The organism is Cytobacillus sp. FSL H8-0458 (assembly GCF_038002165.1).
Classification (GTDB): domain Bacteria; phylum Bacillota; class Bacilli; order Bacillales; family Cytobacillaceae; genus Cytobacillus.
This window is the reverse complement of sequence record NZ_JBBOBR010000001.1, coordinates 1,795,913-1,819,312: the sequence shown is the minus strand read 5'-3', so window position 1 is coordinate 1,819,312 and position 23,400 is coordinate 1,795,913. Positions and strand designations below refer to the sequence as shown.

The following is a 23,400-nucleotide window of genomic DNA, read 5'->3' as shown; positions in this document are numbered from 1 at the left end:
TGTTCACTAAAATGCCCATTTTCTGATTGCCTGTGCAACACCGGCTTCATTATTGGTTCCCGTCACTGCATCGGCTGTTTCTTTCACGATTTCCTGGGCATTTCCCATCGCTACTCCCCAGCCTGATTCCTCAATCATGGCAATATCGTTCAAGCTGTCACCCATGGCCATTACATTTTCCATGGAAATGCCCAGAAGCTCTGTTACCTTCTGGATCCCTTTGGCTTTGTTGATGCCCAGAGCATTGACTTCAATATTGGTTAAGCTTGAGTTAGTAATTTCCAGATCGCCTTTTGTCTGCAGTTCCTTATGAATCAGTTCCCTGATGTTATCATCTGAAATATCAAATCCAAATTTGAGCCATTCATGTTCATGGATATTTTCCGGCATTTCGTTGTTCCAGACCTGTTCGCAGCTGGTGGCCCAGAAATTGGTCTTATGTGACTGTGATAAGTTCCACATCCATTCCATAACTTTGGAATCAACGGGAGCTCTTGAGATTGATTCTCCGTCCGGTCCAAATATTTCACTGCCATTAACCGTGATTAAGTAGGAGTTTAATTCCAGGGAATCGGCATGATCGCCTGCTGTAAGCCTTGATCTTCCGGTGCTCAAGATGACTTCAATTCCTTTCTCCTTTGCCTCTTTTATGGCTGCACGGTTCTCTTCAGGAATTTCCCCTTTGGAATTTAATAAAGTTCCATCCATATCGAGAGCAATTAACTTGATCTGCGGTGGAATTTTTGATTCTGTCATGATCCTCTCCCTTTCTTCTATTAACACAATAAAGCCATTATATAGGTAACCCGGCTATCCTTCAAAGACGGTGCTTTTCAGGTGAATATTTTTTTAAAAAATGGCAATACCTGTATGTATTAAATATTAAAGGTGATGTCCTATGTATCTGATACTTGTTATTGTTGTATGGATTTTGTTTGCTTACCGCTTTATTGACTGGTCGCAGTGGAGAAAACAATATCCGACTGTTTTATTTTTTATAGCGATTAATCTTACCTACAACATGCTCTATTTTAATCATACTCTGTGGGCTTTTAGAGGCATTACGGCAGAATGGCTTAATCATTCCATAATTAACTTAGCTTTCACTTATTTTATTACTCCTATGGCTCTGATCATATATCTGCAGCGTTATCCTGAGAATAAAAAACATGGATACATTTACTCTGCTGTATGGATTGGCTTTTTTACGATTATTCAATCTCTGTTTGCCCATAAAGGGATGTATGTGTACGATAACGGCTGGAATGGCTGGCATAATATTTGGCTGAATATCGCTTTGTTTGCAGTATTAAAAGTCCACTACAGAAAACCTGTAATAGCCATGCTCATTTCTCTGCCTGCTGCGGTCATTTTCTACTTATTATTTCCCGTTCCATTGGACAGCCTAAAATAAATGCAAACATGAAGTGAGGTGTAATGGAATGATCATTCAGAACGATTTGTCTGTGTTCTTATTTTTGCTCCTTCTGTTCTTAACCTATGCATTGATGTGGTACTATTTAATTAGGAAAAAAGTGAATAAATAATCCAGGCGCAGACCAAATGGTTTGCGCTTTTTATGTATAATCTTAATAAATGCCAAAAAAATGAAGCGATTTTCCAGTATCTGTCGTCTAACTGTCAGTCAAATAAAGGGCAGCCAAAATTGGCAGCCTGGCATTTAAGCAAGGAGGCAGATATGTGAGCATTGATGAGTATGTAAGACGGTCAATTGATGATCAAGTGGACCGTGCCCTCGTTCTGGAAATGATCATGGATGAGTATGGAACCGTTCTGAAAAGATTAATATACAGCTATGTGAAAGACTGGAATGCTGCCAGCGATTTAACACAGGACACCTTTATTACGGTGTATGAAAAGCTTGAACATTTTCAGCAAAGATCTTCCTTTAAAACTTGGATTTTCACAATCGCTATTAATAAAAGCAAGGACTACCTTAAAAGCTGGCATTATCGCAATTTGATCATGAATGAAAAGATTTTTCTTCTAAAAAAGGATAGAGGAAAAGATCCTGAAGCAGCATTTCTGGAACAGGATGAACATCATGAATTGTTAAAAACGATAGAATCACTGACAGTAAAATACCGCGAAGTTTTTCTGCTCCATTATTATCAGGATTTTAGTCTGGCTGAAATAAGTGAGGCTCTTACTATACCCATCTCAACCGTAAAAACACGGCTGTACAGAGGACAGGAAAAAGTCAGGAAAATTTTATCCGCTTCAGAAAGAGGTGAACAGCATGGCTGATCTTAATCATGAAGTAAAGAAAGCAGTGAATGCCGCATGGACGAAAGATTCTGTTTTCACTGATGAGGAAAAACAAAGAGTCATAAACCGGATTGGCACTTCTGCTCTTAAAGGCCGAAAAAAAGACTATGTTCCAAAACTTCTTTCTGCTGCAGCAGCTGCCGGGTTTGTCCTATTAATTGCCGGGATTGCCGGAAATCAGACATATGTCTTTACAAAGCAAAATGGACAGGAGATTGCCGTGGCAGATAGAGATTTTTATCCTGGTCTTGCAGACGGTGCTATGCTGAACAACTGGAAATTGAATGGTTTTGAGAAGGATTCACATGGCAGCTTATCCGCAGTTTTTACAGGCAAAGCAGAAGTCTCAGGCACTCTGTATTTTCAGGAAGACAGTGTATACTTTCAGCCTGATCATGATTCCTTAAAGTTACTGCCGCTTATGGATGGCAAAAACGTAAAAATAGCTTTTAATGAGGCCGATCAGGAGAAACTGAAAAAGGTATTTGGCGTAAAAATGCCAATTAAAGAGGAAGATGTTTCATTAATTATAGGCGGGTATCGTGCTGCAGAAGGCACTGTCCATCAGGCTGAAGCTGTTGAAGTGGTTATGCCTAAAGAACCGCAAAAGCAAACTCTTCCATTCCAGCTGGCCCTTAACAATGATAAGAAGCTGGTCCTTCCAGAGCCATTAAACCATGTGTATAAAGAATTTTCTTTAAGAGGGACAGATGAGATCCTAAGGGGCTTAAGACCGGCAGAAGTATTCCAGCTATACCTGTTTGCAGAGGAAGTTGAAGATTTTTATACTCAATATGCTTTGTTTAACCATGATCCGGATATCGAAAAACCGTTTCCTGATTTGAATGATTACCTCAATGCGATAAGCGGGTCAGCATCTATACCAGAAGAACAGACATTATTGCATCGAGTGAAGAACGCCAGTCTGGAAGAAGTCATTATCGATGACTCTTCAGCTTATATTTCCATATCTGAAGAAGATGGGTTTGGCTTCGGCCTTAGCAAAAACAGCGAAGGAATATGGAAAGTAGACTGGATGCCAATTCAGTAAATGGGCGGAGCTTGTGCCTATAATGGTGCAGGCTCTTTACTTTTATCTGAATTGGTTTCCAAAAAACACAATAATCGCCAGGACCGATGAAAGAAAAAGCGTGAGGATAATGGAAAATAAGACATGAAATCCCGCCTGCCAGTTTTGGACTTTCTTCAAGATGATGATACTCACGAGGAAGACAAGGATTGTCAGGAGGAGAAGGAATGAAAATGGGTGATTCCCTATTTTATGCAGGTAAAGATCATACAGAGGCGAAAAACCCAGCAGCAAAAATAAACCGAGGCATATAAACGATAAGATGAAAACCAAATGGCTTAGTTTTTCCGGCATGGTAGTCCCCCCTTTAAAAATATCCGCCTCTTTTATAAATGTATGAAAACATACCATTTCATAAAACTTGTAATTCCTTCATAGTTCAAATATGGTATAAATATCTTTAGGTAATCTAATTAAAAGAAGGTTTTTTCGTGAAAAAAAATGTTTTCATCACCTTTTCTGCTGCTGTATTAGGTGCAGGGATATTTTCTTTATTGCATATTCCGGTTGCCTTTTTGCTTGGTGCATTGAATGCTGTAATGATTGGAAGCCGGCTCAGCAGGATTCCATTTTACTGGCCAGCCGCTTTTCGGGATGCCGGGATCATTATTGTCGGCTACAGCATCGGCCTTTCTTTTACAAAGGAAGCGGTTTTGCTTATCCTTCAGAAGCTGCCTTTTATTTTTCTAATTACGGTTTGCCTGATTCTCTTTAGTGCACTTTCTGCCCTTCTCATTGCGAAATTAATGGGCATCGACTATCCAACAGTGCTGATCGGAAGTATTCCGGGAGGTCTTTCACAAATGATTCTTCTGGCAGAGGAAGTCAAAGGAATCGATATCACAATTGTTACCTTTATGCAGGTCGCTAGGCTGATTATGATTATCTTCATTATCCCTGTTCTGGTTTTCGGACCATGGATGAACATGGAAGTCAGTTCTGAATTTACAGCCGTTGTTCCTTTATGGAGGGATTTATTCCCTGATATTTTCCTCTTTGCTCTTGTTTCCTTTGCCGGCATTATCCTAAGCAAACGTCTGAAGCTTCCGACTGCATACCTTCTCGGTCCAATTATAGGAACAGCTGCCCTTGTCATTTCAGGCATAAATGGGCCTCAGCTCCCCCCGTCTGTTTTGGATTTATCACAGCTATTAATAGGAGCCCATATCGGCATGATGATGAAGCCTGAAAAGCTTGATAATAAGGTTAAAACGATTTCACTTGCTGCATTAAGCGGCCTGCTTCTCATGGTGTGTTCGGTTCTGCTCAGTATTTGGGTTATGTACGCTTTTCACCTTTCCCCTGCCACCGGATTACTGAGTCTTGCACCGGGAGGGATGGATCAAATGGCCATCATCGCCCATGAAACCGGGGCCGACCTTGCCATCGTAACAGGGTATCAGCTTTTTCGCTTATTCTTTATATTCTTTGTGGTACCGCCGTTTTTAAAATGGATCTTTTTGAAGTTTAAGAGATTAGGATCATCAAGCGAATAAAGAAGGGACTGCAAGCTGCAGCCCCTTCTTTTGTGCTATTATGCTAGTTAATGACAATAGCCTGTGACCCCATTAGCTCCCAGGCTTCTATAAATTGCTGTTTAGGCACCTTTTTATTTTTTGTGCCATATGGATCGTTAATATAGATATTTTCCTCGTCATATCCGGTTATCGCCACGCTATGCATTTGGAAGGTCACTTCCACCGGTCCGCCCGGTGTATTCCATGTTTCAAATGATGCGGCGGGTGACAGGCTTGCCGTTGTAATGATCCAGACCGGCGACCCTTTCGCCACTTTTTCAAGCAGCACATCGAACGGCTTGCCAGTCAGATTCTCAGCCCGATCAGAAAAATACTTTTTCGCGAGTTTGAAAATCGGCCCCTCATACACGCCCAGTCCTGGACCATTCTCCATATTGCCGACAAAGCCCTCATGGGGATTTCCATATTCGCCTCCGCTATACTTGAGCGGAACCCGGTTAATTTCCTGTGCTAAGTCATTTTTTGATACTTTAATGCCTTCATAGCTTATAATCATTGCCAAACTGGTAATCTCACATCCATTATATAAACGCGGATGATCCATTTGATTGTACAATGGCACATCCAAAAGCACTGATTGCTTCTGAATTTCCTGCTTCACAGAAGGCTCATGCTTTGCCTTCGCATGCGGAACAGCTGTATAGTAAATTTCCTTATCCTTTAAGTGACCATTGCTCCCCATATTTATGCTACCCACAGTCAGAGACAATCCAACTCCGGCTGCTATAGACATGGCGATAATTCTATTACCCAATTGATCAAGCTCCCTTTTCATTTCGCTGTTTTCATAATATTCTAGCTTGCTAAACTCCCCCACCATTGTGCCATACCCTCGCGGATATGACAAATCCTCTGATGACTGGCAAATTTTTTAGGATTTTTGTCAAAATGCCGGTTATTTGCTTTTTTCTGATGAATATCGTCTTGTTTTGATAGCTTTTGTCATGCGGCAGGAAAAAGAGGGATACCTTGCTGAATAGGTTATTTAGAAATTGATTCGGAACCCGCTTCCGAATGATTCAGAATCTATTTTGGAAAGGGCTGAGTTAAATGGATACGCAATATATGAAGGCTTATACAATTAAAGAGGTTTCGAAAATGCTGAACGTGCCTCCCGGGACCTTAAGACAATGGGAAAAGGATTTGAACGGACTTTTGCTGATTCCCAGGTCCAAACAGGGAGCACGTTTTTATACAGACCATGAAATTGCATTGCTTGAAAAAGTGAAGCAAATGCGCGATAAAAACCTGAGCAAGGAAATGATCCGGGAATTAATGCAAAAACATATGGACTATGCTTCTGAAACGGCTTCACCTGCAAATGAAACTGCATTGGCGGCAATAGAACCGGAAACAGCATTACATAAAGAACATGAGCCAGTCATGGATGCGGAACAGTTCATGGCTTTGATGGAAAATTTCAGAGACAGTTTACTTTCAGATGTCAGAAATGAAATTCGCAGCGGCGTTCGAAAGGAAGTTTTAGAAGAAGTGAAAAAAGAGATTAGCAGAGGATCTTTGCATACTGTTAAAAGCCTGTCAGATTCAATCTATAAATCAGGCGAAAAAACAAAAGCGGAAATTGAATCACTGACAGCGAGGATTGAGCAGACTTCGGAAGATACTTCCGAAGCGTTCGGAACTCTTTCGAAAAGAGTTGCGAAGAGTTCAAAACGTACTTCCGATCAAATTCATCATTTGACAAACAAACTGACAGAATCCTCGGAAGCATCTTCTGAAGAGTTCAAAACCATGATCCATTATATCTCCTCTTCTGCCGAGGTGACCAGCACCGAAATCAGCTCGCTGATCGAAACATTAAATACGGACAGGGAAATTTATATCGAAACCATTAATAAAGAGCGGGAGCAATATTGGCATGAGGTAAAGCAGCGGGAAGATGTTTTTCAGGATATGATTGTTTCTTTCCGAAGCGCGGCTGCTGCACAGGAACCCGGGAAAAAATGGTGGAAGTTTTGGAAATAGGATAGATGTATACTGATTTATGCATGGAACCAGGAGAAACCTCATTCCCCTGGTTCTAGCTTTGCCTTCTGGCCAGCTCTTTCCGCTTGGGTGAACCTGGCGGCTGTTCCAGCCACTTGTGTTTGATCATGATGTCTGCTCCGTCCTTGGCAAACTGCGCGATTTCAAGAGAAAGACGTTCATAATTCAGGATTAAATCACTTCTTTGGCTTGCGGAGGCTGCTGCTGCATAGTTCCCTGATCCCAAGTTACTTAGAAACGCCATAAGCTGCATCATAAGCCGTTCTGAGAATGGTGAATCGCCGCTTCCCTTTACTGCATAATCAGCGGAATTAGGGGCTTGAATATCATTGTCCAGCAATTTTGCACTAAGCACTTTCACATGTTTTTTTGAAATGTCCTTCCCCCGTTCCATATAACTGATAATCTCTTTTGATTTGGCAGCCTGTGAAAAGCTGAGAGCAAGCATCGTACCCACCATGTTGGTTTCCACATTAAACGATAAATGGGCAATCTCAATCGCATTTAATGGGCGAGGCTTCTTTAAAGGATTTAAACCGCTTAAATAGCTTTTATCATCAATCATGTCTGTCCCCGCCGGAAGATCTATAAATGGCCTTCTCAGATAAATTCCTTTTTCTAAGGCTATATCCGTTGCTTTTTCAAACAATTCAACGGTTTGATCTATGCATTTTATAAAGTATGCTCTAACATCTTTCCTGGCACACATGCCCAGAGAGCTGCCATATGCAACCAGACCCGATTTGGCCATCTGCAAAATAAATTCCAGCATAAATGTATCTGTGTATAACTTTTGAGCATTAAGATTAACGTCATCTGATGAAAAGCCTCTTGGTGTTGGAAACTTTTCATTTTGGAAAAAATCAGTCAAAAACTTGATATGGCCGTCTGACAATTGACGGGCGAATTCAATGACGGGTTTAATTTTATTATCTTCCACCGAATTAACAAAATAATCCAGAAGCGGCAATGACATGCTGTCATTTTGGTAACCCGTCCATAAGACTGCCATTTCACCTGATGTCAAAGGAACCTTGTTTTCTTCCATCCAAATCCCCCTAATTATCGTTATTCTTTATCATTTCCTGATTTCGAGGGATTATGACAAAAGGCTCCCTAATCTGGGAGCCTTCACGTTATAGAACCGGGTTTAATATTTTTCCCGTAAAAAATCTCGTCCATCTCTGTGGTAAGCCGCTCAGTAATTTCTTCGGCCTCCTTGGGATCAAGCTTGTCTTTTGTGTATCCAAATAAATAATTATCTAAATCGAAGTCCCTTATTTTACATTTGGTATGAAAGGTGTGTGCCTGATAAATATTTACGTCGATCATATCAAAATCTTCTTTTGCTTCATCAGGAATATAATTTTGGATCGAACTGATATCATGGTCGATATAGAGTTTTTTCCCGTCTTTGTCCCTTGTAAATCCCCTGACTCTGTAATCAATGGTCATTATGTCTGTATCAAAGGAATGGATCAGGTAATTAAGGGCTTTTAGCGGGGAAATCTCTCCGCAGGTGGATACATCTATATCAGCCCTGAATGTGCTGATTCCTTCGTCAGGATGATATTCAGGATAGGTATGGACAGTAATATGGCTTTTATCCAGCTGCATGACTACATTGTCCGGCAGCGGACCGGGAGATTCATCATAAGATTCAGCCGGCACCTCTACTACAGGCCCTTCAGATACTAGGACCGTTACACTTGCACCCTGTGGCACATAATCCTGCTGTGCCACATTCAGGACATGGGCACCAATTATATCGGAAACATTTTTTAAAATTTTTGTAAGCCGCTCCGCACTATATTCCTCATCAATGTAATCTATATAGGCTTCACGCTCTTCCCTTGTCCTCGTATAACAAATATCATACATATTAAAGCTGAGTGATTTCGTCAGATTATTAAACCCATGCAGCTCAATTCTTTGTTCCGGTGTTAGTTTCAACATGCTTCCCCCTTTGCAGCGCATCTGTTCATTTTCATTTTTATAATTATGTTACCCAAACTTTCCATTTAAAAACGGAAAATATCGAATCACGGTTAAAGAGATAAGCAAACAGGGTAGAAAAATAAGGAAGGCCGCAATGTTTTGCATTTCTGGATTTTTAAATCTTATAATGAATGGGCATACCTTTGATATTGGGTTGAAAGGTGCATGGGAGGAGATTATTTGAGGAAGTTTTTATTTATATTTATCCTGTTATTTCTCGGTTTCGCCTTTTCACAGCCGGACGAGAAATCAGCAGATGATTCTAAGTCAGGAACTGTAATGGATAATATAAAAACGGATATTCAGCTTTTTAAAGACAATAAGGATCTGCAGAATATAATTACCGGTGTGATGGAAGAGGCCCAAAACTGGGCAGATCAATTTCTCCTGACAATCGGGCAATATACCGGGGAAAAAAATCTTTCTCCGGAGGATAAAGCCGAAAAACCGGTTTTGGAAGCCCCTGAGGAACAAACCTTTTCTATTCATAACATAGAAATAGGTGATGATAAGGCGGAAATCGAAAAGAATCTCGGTCCCTCGAATCGTATCTCCGCGAATGAATATGGAACAGACTGGCATGCCTATCATGATGACTACCAAAATTTCGTAATGGTCGCTTATGACAAGCAGGAAAAAGCAGCGGGCATCTATACAAATCAGGATCTGATTTCTTCAACAAAAGAGATTGCCTACGGGACGCCAAAGGCAGCCGTAGCACAGCAGCTGGGAAAGCCGCTGGACAGAATGAGAAAAGACTTTGTCATCTTTCAGCTTGAAGAGAATCGTGATTATGACTTATACGAACTTGACGGAAATTACGTATCCGTTTTTTATGATAAGCATCGTGACAATACGGTCACATCCATTCAGATAATCAGTAAATCCCTTGAGGAGCAAAAAGAATCCTTTTATGCTAATGCCAGCAGTGCTTTAAAGGAAGGATTTGAATGGCAGCTTTTTGATATTACCAATGCTGAGAGAGTAAATCATGGAGTACCCGTTCTGGAATGGGATGATACTGTTAAGGAAACGGCGCGTAAACACAGCAGCGATATGGCAGAGAACAATTATTTTGACCATACCAATCTGCAGGGCCTCTCTCCTTTCGACAGAATGCAGGCGGATGAAGTTTCATTTATGTTAGCCGGAGAAAACCTTGCTTCCGGTCAATTCAGCAGTATATTTGCTCACGAAGGATTAATGAACTCACTTGGCCACCGCAAAAATATTCTGCGTGCGGATTATGAATTTTTGGGTGTTGGTGTGGCTTTTAATTCAAAATCGCAGCCTTATTATACGGAAAATTTTTATGCCAACTAAAAGCTCCTGCTTCTGCCGGAGCTTTTTCTCTTGTTAAAAGCACATCCCCCTCTCTTGTGCATACCCTATATCAGCCTATCTAATATTACGGGAACGGTGGTGAGACAGAATGGCAGTGGTGAAGGCACGCGAACAGGATATAGATTTGCTGGCTCGCCTTCTTCGGGCAGAGGCTGAAGGAGAAGGCCAGCAGGGCATGCTAATGGTGGGAAATGTGGGGATCAATAGAATCAGGGGGAATTGTTCTGACTTCGTTGGAATTCGCACAATTCCTGAAATGATTTATCAGCCTCATGCATTTGAAGCTGTTCAGAAAGGCTATTTTTATCAGAGGGCAAGGGAAGTGGAGAAAAGACTCGCACGAAGGGCTGTACGGGGTGAGCGGATCTGGCCATCCAAATTTTCTTTATGGTATTTCAGGCCTCCCGGCGAATGTCCGCCTACATGGTACAATCAGCCCTTAGCCGGAAGATTTAAGCTGCATTGCTTTTACGAACCTACAGCGGAAGAATGCGAGAATATTTACAATACATTTTAAAAGAATCCCTGCCAATTGGATACTGGCGGGGATTTTCCTTGACATTAAATTTCCTGATCGATCAGAATGCCCTTTTTTACGTAATCAATTATTTTTCCGGCTTCATCAAACGCTCTTTTTCTCCCATATGGATGCTGCTTCCATTGCTCTTTCCCGGTTGAACCATCATCAGAACATACCAGAGAGTAGTTAATCCATTTTGGCATATACGTCAATAATGTTAAGTGCAGCCTCCTCATATGAAATGGAGCCGTTACAACAATGATATTAGAGATGTTCTCCAGCCCGCACATCCGGTCCATAACCAGCATGGAGGCAAGCACATTTTCTTTTGTATGAAGAGAACTATTTTCAATGAAGAGATCATTTCGAGGAATTCCGTACATAATGGCTTTTTTCATTAACATTTCAGCTTCAGTCATGTCATTGCCAGGCCATTTTACGCCCCCTGACAAAAGCAGCTTTTTGGCCCTTCCTTCCTGATATATCCTGATCGCTTCAGGCAATCGATATTCTGCTGCTTTGCTGCTTCCAGGCACAAAAATTAAATCCCCTTTTTGCAGATTATCCTCAATCCCATCGTAAAGCAATTTGCAAACATCATTCTCATTTAAATGGCTGGGGCTGAATTCCGAGATTTTCACAAAGCTTCCCCCTTTCGTTCCCAGCGTATTAACTTCCTGTATTATACTATTCTTTCTGGACAAGAGCTCTCCTTATATATGCCTAGTCAAAAAGAAAAAGCAGCGGAAATCCGCTGCTTTAGTTTAGAATGTTTTCGCTTTGTCTTTTGCACGGGCAATGGCATCAGCTTTGATTTCTTCAGCTTTATCAGGCATTGCATTGTGCCCTTCCACAAACAGACCCTCGAATGAAGGGACGCCGAAGAATTGCATTAATACTGTTAAATAGCGGTGACCCATTTCCATCTCTGCTGCAGGCCCTTCGGAATAGATGCCTCCACGAGCCTGGATGTGAATCGCCTTTTTGTCAGTCAATAACCCGATTGGGCCTTCAGCCGTATACTTAAATGTCTTGCCGGCTACAGCCACTGAATCAAGATACGCTTTCATTACCGGAGGGAATGAGAAGTTCCAAAGCGGTGTAACAAACACATATTTATCGGCTGCAACAAACTGCTCGCTCAGCTCAGATAAGCGGCCAACTTTTGTCTTTTCATCTTCAGACAGTTCCTCAAAACCTTTGCCTGACTGAAGCTTGCCCCATCCGCTGAAAACATCAACATCGATTGCCGGGATATTTTCCTTGTATAAATCAATATGAACGATTTCATCATTAGGATTAGCTTCCTTGTAGGAATCGATAAACGCCTTTCCTGCTGCCATGCTGTATGACACCTTATCATCATGAGGGTGTGCTGTAATGTATAAAACCTGAGACATAATTTTATCACCTTTCCATTTTGAGTTGTCAATTTAGTTTGAATCAGAAATAAAATATGTATTCATCCTGCAGTATGATCAATTTTATTCTTAATCCGAGATAATCATATTCAAAACAAAAAAGATTTTCAAATGATTTGCTCATGCTATTTTTTTTACCCAAAATAAATAATGGATAATCTAAAAAAAAAGACCCCAAATTGAGTCCTTAATTATTCTTGTTCTTTATTTGAATATGGATTGGTTCCGATATTTTTTCTCATTTCATCTGTTAGTTCAAAAGGAATGCTTGAGCTTGCTTCACCGTCTTTTTCATAATTCATTTGTACGCTTCCGTCATAATGAAATGGCTTATTTTCCATGATAAGATCACCCCGAATTTTATTATTTTTATTATATTATATACTAAAAAGGACCTATATTTTCAGAAAAATAAAAATTATTCATCTACTTCCCTATACCTAATGTTCCCATATAGCTGTTAGTTTTATCCTGATTTCTTTATGGATCATAAAAAAGCATTATTCCCGTCAGGAAATAATGCTCAAATAGATCAAGGGGTTTTTTTCTTAATTTCGACCAGCTTAATTCTGTTGTCTTCAATTGATTTTATTTCAAAATGCAGATGATGGTATTCGAATGTTTCCCCTTCTTCAGGAAAATGACCCAGTTCTTTTAGTAAAAATCCGGCAAGGATGTCTTCATCTTCGGGAATTTTTGTTTTAAAAACTTCATTGATTCTGCGGATTGCCAGTTTGCCGTGAACAATAATATGGTTCTCCGTTAACTCATCAATCAGCACTTCAGTGTTTTCATCCGTTTCATCTTCTATTTCCTGGCCCAGCATTGCTTCAAGGATATCCTCATGTGTGATGATGCCTTTAGTCCCGCCATATTCATCAAGAACAATGGCAAGGTGCTTCCTTTCTTTCATCATCATTTTGAATACCTTGTCAATGCTATGAAATTCATAGACAAATAAAGGCTCTAAGTCAGTAAAATCCTTCAGGGATTTTTCAGGCTGATTGGACCAGGAGAGCAAAAGCTTAGCATGGAAAACTCCAACAATATTATCCATATTATCCTTAAAGACCGGATACCTTGTAAAACGATTATCAAGCACTATATTCTTTGCTTCATCTATCGTTGCTTCATATGGAATTCCTTCAATTTCCATTCGCGGTGTTTTCAGCGCATCGCTGACATCTAAATTATAGAAATCAATTATCCCTTTTATCCGCTGTGTTTCTTCTTCATGGAAGGTTCCTTCGCTTGTAGCTATATCGACCATGGTAATGAGCTCTTCCTTGGATACAGATACTGATTTCCCATTATTTTTTGAAAGAAATTTAATAATTCCCCTCGTGAACCTGGATATTAGAAAAGTCACCGGCTTTAAGATCAGCATAAGAATTCGAATGACGGGAAATACAAGATAAGCAATTTTGTCGGCAAAGCTTGCTGCGATGGACTTTGGCAGAACTTCCGCAAATAAGATTAGTGCCACAGTCAGGATACCCGTTGCCACCCCTACATTGAAATCATAATCAAGCGCAATTATGGTAACCAGAGTAGGCAGCATGATATTAGCAATATTATTGCCAATCAATATCGATGTAATCATCTCATCAGGCTTCGAAACCATATCCAAAATTCTTTGTGATTTCTTATCATTATTGTCTGCTCTCGATTTTAATTTCATTTTGTTAACAGCCGTTAAGGCAGTCTCACTTCCCGACAGGAAAAAGGACATGAACATAAAAAACAAAATAGCAATGAACAAAGTTTATTTCCTCCATTTTTAATCCATTTGTAAATGTTTTTACCCAATTAGCATCCGAAAAAACAGAGCTGGGCAATTTTGTCTGCTATTCGATCATTATAAAGTAAACGAAATCATATCGAAAATATAAAGCTTTCTTTCATGGTGCTCTTTTCAATACTTTCAATAAAATAACTCTCTTTGCCCATAATAAGCATGATTAAATAACTTGAAGGAAGATGAATCTTATATGCGCAAACTGATTTTGCTGCTTTGCTGTTTCATGTTTATTATCCCGGCAGATGCATGGGGTGATACGGCAGAAAATCAATTGCAGGCAGCTTTTATACGAAATGGCTATTTGTTGATCAAGACAGGAGCGGTTGAAGAACAGATTACTGCTGAACCTGGCAAATTCACGAATACACCAAAGTGGTCCTATGATGGCCAATGGCTCCTTTATGAAAAAGAAGCGCAGGAACCCCATTCGCCTGATATGGAAAACAGCATAGAGATATGGGTATACAATGTAAAGTCAAAGAAGCATAAAAGGATTTTTCAAGGTGGTGCAAATGCCAAATGGGCACCTTCCGATTATAAAATTGCTTTTACCAGCAATGGTGTCTTAAACATATCGGATCTGGATCAATTCTATAATATTGCTTTAGGAGTAGATGATTATAATTGGTATCCTGATGGGAAAGGGTTTATTTTATCTTCAAGCGCCGTCTTAAAGCCGGATGGCTGGACAAGCCCTATTCTTTATAATGTTCAGCTGCCCGAAGAACTTGAAAATATGAATTTGACCCAGCATGTAAAGCCTCTTTTCACGATTCCTAAGGAAATAGGCAACGGCAATGCTACCATCATGTCCATTAACGCGACAACATTTGAATTCTCACCTGATGGGAAATGGGTCTCTTTCATTGTAAGTCCAACGGCATCGCTGTCTATGGACAGTGATATGGTCTGCGTCATTTCTCCTGATGGGAAAAACTTTGAAGTTCTTGATGAGATGATCCTTCATATTGACGTTCCCAAGTGGGCGCCTGGCAGGAATTTATTGGGCTACATTGCGGGCGGGGGCAGAATTGTGATGGGATTCAAAAACAAAAAATTGAAGGTGGCTGAATTGCCTGCTTTTAATACGATGAACCTTACCCCTGCTAAATTCGCAGAAATGGGCTTTACCTGGGTGGATAATGAAAGGCTGGTTGCCTCACGCGTGGATGAAAGTGAATGGTCAAATGATCCGCAAAGGCGGCCCGAACCAACACTCTGTCTGATTCAGCTCAGCAAGACCCAGCAGACGAGAATCACCTATCCCAAAAATTCGATTGGAGATTATAATCCTCTTTACCTAAAGACAGCCGGTAAATTAACATGGGTCAGAAAAAAGCTTGCAGAGCCAAAAGGCGACTTATGGATTGCTGAGCTTAGCGGAAAACATGCGAAGCTATGGGCAAAAGATGTTGAACAATATTCATTTTATGAAAACAGAGGTCAAAAAAGCGGTTCCTAAATGGAATCGCTCTTTGTTTCAGTCCGATTGGTGTTCCATTTTGTGTATAGAAAGGAATACTTCCTCTAATGAGGCACATTTGTATTCTTTGTAAGCTTGATCAAGTGTTCCATGAAATTTTATTTTCCCGTTAAATAAGATTATCAGTTTGTCGGCGATTTCGATGGCGTCTCTCATAATATGGCTGCTGACAATGATCGTTTTATTTTTCTCTTTCAACTCCTTTATTATCTTTTTCAGCTGAATAACCCAATAGGGATCCAATCCATCTGTCGGTTCATCAAGTATATAGATGTCCGTATCGGCGAGCAGACACTGAGCCAGATTAAGGCGCTGACTCATCCCTTTTGAAAACCCTCCAGCTTTTTGGTTCTGCTCGTTCCACAATCCTGTTTTTTCTAAAACTAATTTGATCGCTTCCTTATTCTTATTTAAAAATCGACCATAATAATCAAGGATTTCAAAGGGGGTAAGCTCTGCTGGGAACATCATTTGGTCAGGCATGTAAGCAAATGGCTTTTGCTTTTTCGAATGGAACACCACACTGCCAGTGGTGGGACTTTCTACACCTGTAAGCATCTTAATCATCGTACTTTTTCCGGCGCCGTTCCCCCCGCATAATACGATGCACTCCCCCTGATCAATGCTGAGATTGAGCGGTGCCAATGCTTTCTTCTTTTTATATGCTTTGGATAACTCCTTCAATTCCATTATCATCTTACACACCTCTTTTCGTTAAAAGCCGGGCTGAATATAGGATGGTGATTAGAATTATGAGCGAAATGGATAAAGCCAGTGCAAGTGTCAGAGACCCATTTGCTCCCCACTTTTCGATTATGAGGTATTCAGGACCAAATACATATTCGGAATTCAGTTTTGAAATCGACCAAACGCGGACGGATTCAACCGGGTTCAGAAGGATAAACAGGAACAGACTGTTTTGCTTGAATGCATATGGAACCCACCCGATGACAGAAAAGATGATAAATTCGTATACAAACACCATAAGAATCCAGAATATAATGGCTGCTGACAGTCCCTGCATCCTTGTTTTGGAAAGGGCTCCAATCAGTAAGGATGCCGCTGAGAATACAAGGATTAAAAGCATATTCACCATAAAAAAAACCTGATAAATATGTGCTGCAGAGGAGCTTCCCGCCAAAGAGAAAAGCAAGCCGAATAATCCATATGAAATACCTGTTACAAAAAATAACGAGAGAACCAAAGCCAGGAATTTACTGATCAGATAATAACCTGAAGATGCCTGGTAGGTCCTGTATAAGGCTAATCTCCCATTTTCTTTATCGGCAATAATGGAACTGCTGCCAAGAATCATGCAGATGACCGGAATCATCCAAAGAGATAGATTGATCAGCATGGCAATCGAACGGTTGTAGGCAGACTGGCTGAAACCGGCCGCAGGCCCCTCTTCCGCCTTTATTTCCTTAAGGCCGTAATACTCCGGGTTAACACCCATTGTTTCAATATTGTCATTAACACCTTCCAGTCCAAACGTAACTTCAGCAGGATCTGATTTAACAGACTGAAGACCATACAAATAAAGGAGTCCTGCCAGAAAGAAAAATAGAATCATAAAATTAAAAAGCCATCTGCTTCTTAACAGCAGCCGAAGTTCATGTTTCGTCACAGAATACAAAAGTCCGGGATTCATATTGATTCCTCCTCGTGCTGAGGGTAAATATCATGTTAATGGCTGTGCTTCTTCCCTTCTCCTTTAAAGCTCTTTATATCTGCTTTCACAAGCTCTTCTTTCGAATATGCAGTTCCTCCATGTTCTTTCCGGTATTCCCCGGCTTTTTCCAAAGATTCAAATGCTGCTATTCCATAGCTCATGGGGCTGTCTATATCGCTGTGCTGTATAAATGCAGCAGCATCAAACGATATCCATTTTCCACTGAGATAATCATGTACAAAGGCTGCCTCATATTCAGGCTTTTCTGTCTGTAAATATTGTGTCATACAGCCAATATCATCGAACAATACAGGCTCACCGGTATTTAAGATAAGCTGTGCTGCTGATTCCAAATCAGCTATTCCCATATTGCAGGTACCACAGCTATCCTCATTCAGTTTAATTTCTGCCGGTTCCGATGCTGATGAAGAGCATGCACTCAGCAATATTGCGAGAACAGCCATTAGGAGAACATGTCTATATCTCATTGTGCTTCCTCCCATAATTCAATATAAGCAAACTTATTAAAGCGGTAAGGAAAAAGAACAGGATTAATGAAGGATCACGGCTTGGCGAGGCATTCCGTTTTTCTGATTTGAGTTCTTTCTGTTTCACAGGCGCAGCTTCAGCAAGCGGTGACTCATCAATGATAAAGGCGTCTGATGGAATCGGCGTGTATTGTTCAATCATGTTCCACAGTTCTACCGCCGGACTTTGATAAAAGACCTGCAATAAAGGCTCTTCATCTGCCATCTGATAAAAAACATCGCCGCTTTTATAGGCAAAGTCAACTTTATGGTCATTATCGAGATTCAATAATTGATGATCATCAAAATAGTTGCCATAACGATCCTTACTGAATAGATTCCTGTTATCTTTTTCAGAGATGATTTGCCTTGTATTCCCGGAAAAGTTATTTAAATAAATGACATTATCATTTGAATTCTTCCCCATTTCAAGGCCGGTATCATTTTCCTGAACCTGATTAAATTCAAGCCTGTTCCGCTGTGCGTTTTCAAGAATCATTCCCCTGTAATTGCCCCTCACAATATTGGAAGCAATTTTGGAATCAAATGTGTCGTACATAAAAATCCCGGCACCCTCATTTTCTGTGTTCTTATAAAAATAATTATCTAGGATAAATACTTCATAGCTTTGCATGATCATGAGGCCGTTGATGCTTTCAGTCACCCTATTGTCTGAAATTAATACATTTCGGGAATCCATTGTATGCACGCCATAGCGTGCTTTGGACATGATGTTCCCCGTGACTTCACAAAAATCAGAATAGGACACATAAACACCGTCCTGCGTGTGGAAGAAGTAATTATTTTTAACCGCTGTATTTGGGGCTTCGACCAAATAGATGCCAAAGCCCTTGTGCCGGTCCTTACTCTGGAAACTGGTAATGAGATTATTTTCAAACCGGTGCCCATATGAATTCCTTGCATAAATGCCGTGAAAAACATCCCTCAGCGCTATATGGTGAAGATAGGCACGGTCTCCTGTCACATATATTCCGGCATTCTGTGATCCGCTGCCTTCCACTTCCAGATTTTCAATGATGACATCGTCCGCTGCAATTGTCAGCACATGGCCATTTTCAGATCCTATAATTCTTGTTCCTTTATCCCCAATAATATGAACTTTTCTCTCTATTAAAAAATTGCCTTCATATATTCCAGATTGTAATTTAATGACTGATGCATTCGGATCCGACAATGCTTCTCTCAGCTCTTTTGATGATGCTGCAGAGAGTTCCTGAGCGGAAGCTTTTCCGGCCAGGATCATACTGAAAAATAATAGAAACCATCCGATTTTTTTATACACTCAGCGATCACCTGCCCGGAAATATGCGTTCCGGCTATCTTTTAGAAGACAGCCGAAATAGGGATTCCATTTTTGTTTTTTCTCTTGTATAATTTAGTTTAAGTTGAGTTTTTATTTATATTTAATGGCTCATTGTAGCCTTGCCGTCGTCTTCACCGGTCTCAGTTACCTTTAGAATGGCGACGGCTCCTTTTTGTGCGTGGTTAAATTGATGTGTCACTATTGGGTAGCTGCCTTCCTTCGTAACGGTAAATTCCACAACAGCTCCGCCGCTCGCCGGGAGCATGACTGTCTGAAGACCTTTGTAATGGTTAAAAGGGTTTCCGTCAATGTATACATCGTCAAACACCGTACCAACCACATGGAAAGAGCTTACTTCATTTGGTCCCACATTGTTTACATAGATCCTCACTTTATCCCCTACTTTAGCCAGAAGCGGATTGTCCTTAAGTGTGAACGTATCCCCATTTGTATTAGGGTCTCCCTCTTTTAAAGCCTTTGTTGAGAAAACCACATGACTCGGAACTCCATTTGTAAAATCATCAAGGTCGTTGTATTTATACCATTCGTTTTGAATAATTGTATATTCTCTATCAATCTCTTTATCGGTCGGATAGCCGTCTTTAGGCTTCACAATGATCGTTCCGTGCATTCCGTTAGCGATATGTGATAAGACCGGTGAAGTGCCGCAGTGATACATAAATACGCCCGGTTTATTGGCAGGGTAACTGAATGTTCCCGTTTCATCAGGCTGAACGTTCGAGAAGTCTTTTGAAGGAGCCGCGTGTACAGCGTGAAAGTCCATGCTGTGTGGTATTGCCGGGTCCATGTTCTTTAAGGTGAAATTGATTGTGTCCCCTTCATTGACAACCACTACCGGTCCCGGTGCTTCCCCATTAAATGTCCATGCTTTATAGAATTTTCCTTTGTCGATTTCAATATCTGTGATTTGGGAAGTCATTTCGACATTTACTTCATTCGCCCCGACTCTTTCTATTTTCAATGGAATAGGTTCTTGGTTTAAATCTTTGTGTGGTGCAATTGCTTCAGGCTGGTTTGTTTCTGCTGCCAGGACTTTTTCCTCGGGCTGAAGTGAATTTTCCGGTGCTGCCCCCTGGCTGCATCCCGTTAGCAAGCCTATGCCTATTGCGGAAGTAAGCAGATATTTTACTCCTTTGTTCATTTTGATTTCCTCCTTATATTCGATTGGTTTATCTGCTTTTATCATATGGTAATTTAGCACTGAAATTGGTGATTTTTCTCACAAGACTATGGAATTCTGTGAAGAGTTTGTGAATTAGTGATCGAACAACTTTTTAGCAGGAATCTATTGATGTTTTAAAGAAATTTAATGCCGATTTCTGCCAAGTATTGCCCGGTGTTATAATCACTTGCCCGCCAGTTTCAGCTGAATTAATAGACAGTTTACAACTATATTACTTTGTAAAATAGTGTTCCTATCTATCTCAAATGGTTTATAATCATTAAATGGAGTTGTTTGCATCAGATTAAAAGGAGAATGTAACAGTTATGGATTTTATTATGATATTGAAAGCAATTATATTGGGGTTTGTTGAAGGAATGACAGAGTTTGCCCCAGTGTCATCGACAGGACATATGATTATTGTGGATGATATGTGGCTTAATACAAAAGAGTTTTTATCTAAATATGAAGCCAATACCTTTAAAGTAGTTATTCAGCTCGGTTCCATCTTAGCGGTTGTGATCATTTTTAGAGACCGGTTCATTGAAATGCTTGGTCTCGGAGGACGGGGTAAAAGCTCTGAAGAAAAACAAAGCCGCCTGAAACTATCTCAAGTCATTGTCGGGTTAATTCCTGCGGGGATTCTTGGCGTTTTGTTTGAGGATTACATTGATGAACACTTGTTTTCAACTGAGACTGTACTGATTGGTTTGGTTATTGGCGCATTTCTGATGATTTTTGCTGATATTTTTGGAGGGAAAAACCCGAAAACAGTTTCTGTTGATCAAATCACCTATAAACAGGCTTTATCTATTGGATTGATACAGTGTTTCTCCCTTTGGCCTGGATTCTCGCGTTCAGGTTCCACCATTTCCGGCGGCGTGCTGCTTGGCCTGTCACATAGGGCTGCAGCTGATTTTACTTTTATCATGGCTGTGCCGATCATGGCCGGTGCAAGTTTTCTTTCATTAATTAAGAATCTTGAATACTTTTCAGTCGAGGCGCTTCCGTTCTTTATTGCAGGATTCATCAGTGCATTTATTTTTGCATTAGTTTCGATCCGCTTCTTCTTGAAAATTATCGGCAAGATTAAACTGATTCCTTTTGCCATTTATAGGATTCTACTGGCGGGGGTTATATATTTCGTATTTCTATAAAAAGAATGAACCCGGGCTTTGAGTGGCCCGGGTTTTTGTGTGTTTGATGCCCGCTGATTTCTGGTGCGGGATTTGCTTTTGGTGGGGAGTTCATTGGTTCAGGTTCGGACTCTGCGGGCTGGATTATCGCTTTTTGTGTCCGAAGTTGCACCAGGTTCGGACTCTGCGGGCTGGATTATCGCTTTTTGTGTCTGAAGTTGTTCCAGGTTCGGACTCTGCGGTCTGGATTATCGCTTTTTGTGTCTGAAGTTGCACCAGGTTCGGACTCTCGGTCTGGATTATCGCTTTTTGTGTCCGAAGTTGCACCAGTTTCGGACTCTGCGGGCTGGATTATCGCTTTTTGTGTCTGAAGTTGTTCCAGGTTCGGACTGAGAACCCGGGATTATCGCTTTTTGTGTCCGAAGTTGCACCAGGTTCGGACTCAGAACCCGAGATTATCGCTTTTTGTGTCCGAAGTTGCACCAGGTTCGGACACAATGGGCTGGATTTCTCCTTTCATGCCTAATCAAACAAACTTATGATCAAAACAAATTCTTAAAGAAGCTAATAATTAACCGCGGTATCCACAATATGATCCGGATAAGGGTTTCTACAACAATTGAATCCAGGATCTCGTCCATAATTTCCCGCAGCCAACCTGGTTTTCGTTTTTCTTTCTTTTTAATGAAGGTACCCGCTTTTCTATTTCCCATCGCCTGTCTCCTTTACCTCATCAACAATGCGCTCAGCTGCTTTGCGGTATAAGTTGCTCATATGAACCAGTGAAGATGCCAGCAGGACTTTTTCGAGCTGGGCTGGCTGCCCTTCATTTAGCTCTGCCGCCCTGCTCGCCTGATTTTCCAGATCATTCATAAATGCTTCTGCATTCCGTTTCGCTAAATCGAGGAAAAGCTCATAAAAATGGTCCAGATCCATCTTTCCTTCTGCTGTCCTCGTGTTTACGTCATTTAGCAGGCTTTTAATGTCGTTTATGGATAGAGCCCCTTTTAGCTGATAGATAAAAGCAATTAATATAAGGTGCTCCTTTGAATATTTTTTATTTTTAATTGGAAAAAATAATTTTCCTTTTGCATAGTTATTTATCATTGTCTTGGTAAGCACTTTTTCCTCTTCATTTCTCGTCGTGCTGCCAAAGGTATTTTCAAATAGCTGGATTACCTGATCCATGTATAAATCTATCTGCGGTATATCTTCCAATTGAATTTGGTTATCTGCAATGAGCTTTTCCATTTTCATAACATCCCTCAAACCCCTCATTTATCGTTATATAAATTCTACTTAAAAAAAAGCAGATTGTAAATATTGACTACATGGTGTTTTGTATATATTATTATAAGTAGTAATAGAAACTACATATAAGAACATTAGGAGGAGATATTATGAATTCGTACATCCGGGAGCCCATCAACGGACTAACCCATTTAGCAGGAGCCATTTTATCCTTTGCCGGATTGCTTGCCATGGTAATCAAAGCTTCACTGACAGCCTCTTCACCGATTGCCATTACGGCTGTTGCTATTTTTGGAATCAGTTTGATGCTTCTTTATTCAGCATCAGCTACCTATCATATGGTCATCGCCAAGGATAAGGTCATTGCATTTTTAAGAAAGCTTGATCATTCTATGATTTATGTATTGATTGCAGGTTCGTATACCCCTTTTTGCCTCATCACCTTAAATGGTGTGACCGGCTGGATTCTATTTGGAATTGTTACAGCTGTTGCTTTATCAGGCATTCTGTTTAAAATGATCTGGTTCAACTGCCCGCGCTGGCTTTCAACAGCGTTATATATTGCAATGGGATGGATTATCGTTTTCGCCTTTTCTCCTCTTTCTGAATCATTAAGCTCAGCAGGCGTTCTGCTTCTTTTGCTTGGAGGCATCCTTTATACGATTGGCGGAGTGATTTATGCTGTTAAGCCTAAATTCCTTGAATTCAATCATATGGGTTTTCATGAGATTTTTCACATTTTCATTATGATGGGAAGCATGGCTCATTTTCTTTGTGTGTTTATGTATGTTATCTAAAAAGATGAAGCAAGCCAAT

Annotated in this window: 26 protein-coding genes; 10 read left to right on the top strand and 16 right to left on the bottom strand. The window is 40.5% G+C overall.

Annotated elements, in window-relative coordinates:
* Positions 1 to 6: 6 nt before the first annotated feature.
* Positions 7 to 756 (bottom strand): Cof-type HAD-IIB family hydrolase, encoded by a 750-nt coding sequence (locus NYE23_RS08795; RefSeq protein WP_341077146.1) that lies wholly within the window; start codon positions 754 to 756, stop codon positions 7 to 9.
* Positions 757 to 898: 142 nt separating this feature from the next.
* On the opposite strand from NYE23_RS08795, the gene NYE23_RS08790 reads away from it, so the two are divergent.
* The 3 genes from NYE23_RS08790 (at position 899) to NYE23_RS08780 (ending at position 3,340) form a co-directional block, all read left to right on the top strand.
* Positions 899 to 1,414 (top strand): CBO0543 family protein, encoded by a 516-nt coding sequence (locus NYE23_RS08790; protein WP_341077143.1) that lies wholly within the window; start codon positions 899 to 901, stop codon positions 1,412 to 1,414.
* A gap of 287 nt (positions 1,415 to 1,701) precedes the next feature.
* A complete protein-coding gene (locus NYE23_RS08785; protein ID WP_341077141.1) occupies positions 1,702 to 2,268 on the top strand; it encodes a sigma-70 family RNA polymerase sigma factor in 567 nt (188 codons plus the stop codon).
* Complete coding sequence (locus NYE23_RS08780; RefSeq protein ID WP_341077138.1) at positions 2,261 to 3,340, top strand: hypothetical protein; 1,080 nt, start codon at positions 2,261 to 2,263, stop codon at positions 3,338 to 3,340. The genes NYE23_RS08785 and NYE23_RS08780 overlap by 8 nt, the downstream gene beginning before the upstream one ends.
* Before the next feature lie 42 nt (positions 3,341 to 3,382).
* On the opposite strand, the gene NYE23_RS08775 is transcribed toward NYE23_RS08780, so the two are convergent.
* Positions 3,383 to 3,673 (bottom strand): hypothetical protein, encoded by a 291-nt coding sequence (locus tag NYE23_RS08775; protein ID WP_341077137.1) that lies wholly within the window; start codon positions 3,671 to 3,673, stop codon positions 3,383 to 3,385.
* 137 nt (positions 3,674 to 3,810) lie between these two features.
* Between NYE23_RS08775 and NYE23_RS08770 the strand changes: the two genes are divergently transcribed.
* Positions 3,811 to 4,875: an AbrB family transcriptional regulator gene (locus NYE23_RS08770; RefSeq protein ID WP_341077136.1), complete on the top strand. Its 1,065-nt coding sequence runs from the start codon at positions 3,811 to 3,813 to the stop codon at positions 4,873 to 4,875.
* A 43-nt stretch (positions 4,876 to 4,918) separates the two neighbouring features.
* Here NYE23_RS08770 and NYE23_RS08765 read toward each other — a convergent pair whose 3' ends face one another.
* Positions 4,919 to 5,671, bottom strand: a complete 753-nt coding sequence (locus NYE23_RS08765) for a C39 family peptidase (protein ID WP_341077134.1) — start codon at positions 5,669 to 5,671, stop codon at positions 4,919 to 4,921.
* Positions 5,672 to 5,967: 296 nt separating this feature from the next.
* Between NYE23_RS08765 and NYE23_RS08760 the strand changes: the two genes are divergently transcribed.
* Entirely contained in the window at positions 5,968 to 6,903 is a 936-nt protein-coding gene (locus tag NYE23_RS08760; RefSeq protein WP_341077132.1) for a MerR family transcriptional regulator, read from the top strand.
* Between the two features lie 55 nt (positions 6,904 to 6,958).
* Here the strand turns inward: NYE23_RS08760 and NYE23_RS08755 are convergent, their stop codons facing one another.
* On the bottom strand, positions 6,959 to 7,972 hold the full coding sequence (locus NYE23_RS08755; protein WP_341077129.1) for a DUF3231 family protein: 1,014 nt from the start codon (positions 7,970 to 7,972) through the stop codon (positions 6,959 to 6,961).
* Positions 7,973 to 8,055: 83 nt separating this feature from the next.
* A complete protein-coding gene (gene speD, locus NYE23_RS08750) occupies positions 8,056 to 8,877 on the bottom strand; it encodes an adenosylmethionine decarboxylase (RefSeq protein ID WP_341080664.1) in 822 nt (273 codons plus the stop codon).
* Positions 8,878 to 9,102: 225 nt separating this feature from the next.
* On the opposite strand from speD, the gene NYE23_RS08745 reads away from it, so the two are divergent.
* Entirely contained in the window at positions 9,103 to 10,245 is a 1,143-nt protein-coding gene (locus tag NYE23_RS08745) for a CAP domain-containing protein (protein ID WP_341077128.1), read from the top strand.
* Between the two features lie 109 nt (positions 10,246 to 10,354).
* Entirely contained in the window at positions 10,355 to 10,783 is a 429-nt protein-coding gene (locus tag NYE23_RS08740; RefSeq protein ID WP_341077126.1) for a cell wall hydrolase, read from the top strand.
* Positions 10,784 to 10,827: 44 nt separating this feature from the next.
* Here NYE23_RS08740 and NYE23_RS08735 read toward each other — a convergent pair whose 3' ends face one another.
* From NYE23_RS08735 to NYE23_RS08720, 4 genes are all read right to left on the bottom strand, one after another.
* On the bottom strand, positions 10,828 to 11,427 hold the full coding sequence (locus tag NYE23_RS08735) for a YdcF family protein (protein WP_341077125.1): 600 nt from the start codon (positions 11,425 to 11,427) through the stop codon (positions 10,828 to 10,830).
* 123 nt (positions 11,428 to 11,550) lie between these two features.
* On the bottom strand, positions 11,551 to 12,186 hold the full coding sequence (locus NYE23_RS08730; protein ID WP_341077124.1) for an FMN-dependent NADH-azoreductase: 636 nt from the start codon (positions 12,184 to 12,186) through the stop codon (positions 11,551 to 11,553).
* Between the two features lie 212 nt (positions 12,187 to 12,398).
* Complete coding sequence (locus tag NYE23_RS08725; protein ID WP_341077121.1) at positions 12,399 to 12,548, bottom strand: hypothetical protein; 150 nt, start codon at positions 12,546 to 12,548, stop codon at positions 12,399 to 12,401.
* A 191-nt stretch (positions 12,549 to 12,739) separates the two neighbouring features.
* Entirely contained in the window at positions 12,740 to 13,969 is a 1,230-nt protein-coding gene (locus NYE23_RS08720; protein ID WP_341077118.1) for a CNNM domain-containing protein, read from the bottom strand.
* A gap of 229 nt (positions 13,970 to 14,198) precedes the next feature.
* On the opposite strand from NYE23_RS08720, the gene NYE23_RS08715 reads away from it, so the two are divergent.
* A complete protein-coding gene (locus tag NYE23_RS08715; RefSeq protein ID WP_341077116.1) occupies positions 14,199 to 15,470 on the top strand; it encodes a TolB family protein in 1,272 nt (423 codons plus the stop codon).
* 18 nt (positions 15,471 to 15,488) lie between these two features.
* On the opposite strand, the gene NYE23_RS08710 is transcribed toward NYE23_RS08715, so the two are convergent.
* The 5 genes from NYE23_RS08710 to NYE23_RS08690 form a co-directional block, all read right to left on the bottom strand.
* On the bottom strand, positions 15,489 to 16,187 hold the full coding sequence (locus tag NYE23_RS08710; RefSeq protein WP_341077113.1) for an ABC transporter ATP-binding protein: 699 nt from the start codon (positions 16,185 to 16,187) through the stop codon (positions 15,489 to 15,491).
* Position 16,188: 1 nt separating this feature from the next.
* Positions 16,189 to 17,142: an ABC transporter permease gene (locus tag NYE23_RS08705; protein ID WP_341077111.1), complete on the bottom strand. Its 954-nt coding sequence runs from the start codon at positions 17,140 to 17,142 to the stop codon at positions 16,189 to 16,191.
* 35 nt (positions 17,143 to 17,177) lie between these two features.
* A complete protein-coding gene (locus NYE23_RS08700) occupies positions 17,178 to 17,651 on the bottom strand; it encodes a nitrous oxide reductase accessory protein NosL (RefSeq protein WP_341077110.1) in 474 nt (157 codons plus the stop codon).
* Positions 17,641 to 18,993, bottom strand: a complete 1,353-nt coding sequence (locus NYE23_RS08695) for a right-handed parallel beta-helix repeat-containing protein (protein WP_341077109.1) — start codon at positions 18,991 to 18,993, stop codon at positions 17,641 to 17,643. The genes NYE23_RS08700 and NYE23_RS08695 overlap by 11 nt, the downstream gene beginning before the upstream one ends.
* 121 nt (positions 18,994 to 19,114) lie before the next feature.
* Positions 19,115 to 20,176, bottom strand: a complete 1,062-nt coding sequence (locus NYE23_RS08690; RefSeq protein WP_341077108.1) for a multicopper oxidase domain-containing protein — start codon at positions 20,174 to 20,176, stop codon at positions 19,115 to 19,117.
* A 347-nt stretch (positions 20,177 to 20,523) separates the two neighbouring features.
* Between NYE23_RS08690 and NYE23_RS08685 the strand changes: the two genes are divergently transcribed.
* A complete protein-coding gene (locus tag NYE23_RS08685; RefSeq protein WP_341077107.1) occupies positions 20,524 to 21,354 on the top strand; it encodes an undecaprenyl-diphosphate phosphatase in 831 nt (276 codons plus the stop codon).
* 521 nt (positions 21,355 to 21,875) lie between these two features.
* Here NYE23_RS08685 and NYE23_RS08680 read toward each other — a convergent pair.
* On the bottom strand, positions 21,876 to 22,046 hold the full coding sequence (locus NYE23_RS08680; protein ID WP_341077104.1) for a hypothetical protein: 171 nt from the start codon (positions 22,044 to 22,046) through the stop codon (positions 21,876 to 21,878).
* A complete protein-coding gene (locus NYE23_RS08675; RefSeq protein WP_341077102.1) occupies positions 22,036 to 22,590 on the bottom strand; it encodes a DUF1836 domain-containing protein in 555 nt (184 codons plus the stop codon). Before NYE23_RS08675 ends, NYE23_RS08680 begins: the two co-directional genes overlap by 11 nt.
* A gap of 143 nt (positions 22,591 to 22,733) precedes the next feature.
* Here NYE23_RS08675 and trhA point away from each other — a divergent pair, with 143 nt between their 5' ends.
* Complete coding sequence (trhA, locus tag NYE23_RS08670) at positions 22,734 to 23,381, top strand: PAQR family membrane homeostasis protein TrhA (protein ID WP_222500319.1); 648 nt, start codon at positions 22,734 to 22,736, stop codon at positions 23,379 to 23,381.
* Positions 23,382 to 23,400: the final 19 nt, after the last annotated feature.

Excerpts from the sequence above, each read along its gene's own strand:
- NYE23_RS08795 (WP_341077146.1), bottom strand. The coding sequence starts at position 756 with ATGACAGAATCAAAAATTCCACCGCAGATCAAGTTAATTGCTCTCGAT.
- trhA (WP_222500319.1), top strand. The coding sequence starts at position 22,734 with ATGAATTCGTACATCCGGGAGCCCATCAACGGACTAACCCATTTAGCA.
- NYE23_RS08730 (WP_341077124.1), bottom strand. The coding sequence starts at position 12,186 with ATGTCTCAGGTTTTATACATTACAGCACACCCTCATGATGATAAGGTG.
- NYE23_RS08710 (WP_341077113.1), bottom strand. The coding sequence starts at position 16,187 with ATGATAATGGAATTGAAGGAGTTATCCAAAGCATATAAAAAGAAGAAA.
- NYE23_RS08755 (WP_341077129.1), bottom strand. The coding sequence starts at position 7,972 with ATGGAAGAAAACAAGGTTCCTTTGACATCAGGTGAAATGGCAGTCTTA.
- NYE23_RS08675 (WP_341077102.1), bottom strand. The coding sequence starts at position 22,590 with ATGAAAATGGAAAAGCTCATTGCAGATAACCAAATTCAATTGGAAGAT.
- NYE23_RS08690 (WP_341077108.1), bottom strand. The coding sequence starts at position 20,176 with ATGAACAAAGGAGTAAAATATCTGCTTACTTCCGCAATAGGCATAGGC.
- NYE23_RS08760 (WP_341077132.1), top strand. The coding sequence starts at position 5,968 with ATGGATACGCAATATATGAAGGCTTATACAATTAAAGAGGTTTCGAAA.
- NYE23_RS08790 (WP_341077143.1), top strand. The coding sequence starts at position 899 with ATGTATCTGATACTTGTTATTGTTGTATGGATTTTGTTTGCTTACCGC.
- NYE23_RS08715 (WP_341077116.1), top strand. The coding sequence starts at position 14,199 with ATGCGCAAACTGATTTTGCTGCTTTGCTGTTTCATGTTTATTATCCCG.
- NYE23_RS08740 (WP_341077126.1), top strand. The coding sequence starts at position 10,355 with ATGGCAGTGGTGAAGGCACGCGAACAGGATATAGATTTGCTGGCTCGC.
- NYE23_RS08700 (WP_341077110.1), bottom strand. The coding sequence starts at position 17,651 with ATGAGATATAGACATGTTCTCCTAATGGCTGTTCTCGCAATATTGCTG.
- NYE23_RS08680 (WP_341077104.1), bottom strand. The coding sequence starts at position 22,046 with ATGGGAAATAGAAAAGCGGGTACCTTCATTAAAAAGAAAGAAAAACGA.
- NYE23_RS08780 (WP_341077138.1), top strand. The coding sequence starts at position 2,261 with ATGGCTGATCTTAATCATGAAGTAAAGAAAGCAGTGAATGCCGCATGG.
- NYE23_RS08685 (WP_341077107.1), top strand. The coding sequence starts at position 20,524 with ATGGATTTTATTATGATATTGAAAGCAATTATATTGGGGTTTGTTGAA.
- NYE23_RS08705 (WP_341077111.1), bottom strand. The coding sequence starts at position 17,142 with ATGAATCCCGGACTTTTGTATTCTGTGACGAAACATGAACTTCGGCTG.
- NYE23_RS08725 (WP_341077121.1), bottom strand. The coding sequence starts at position 12,548 with ATGGAAAATAAGCCATTTCATTATGACGGAAGCGTACAAATGAATTAT.
- NYE23_RS08775 (WP_341077137.1), bottom strand. The coding sequence starts at position 3,673 with ATGCCGGAAAAACTAAGCCATTTGGTTTTCATCTTATCGTTTATATGC.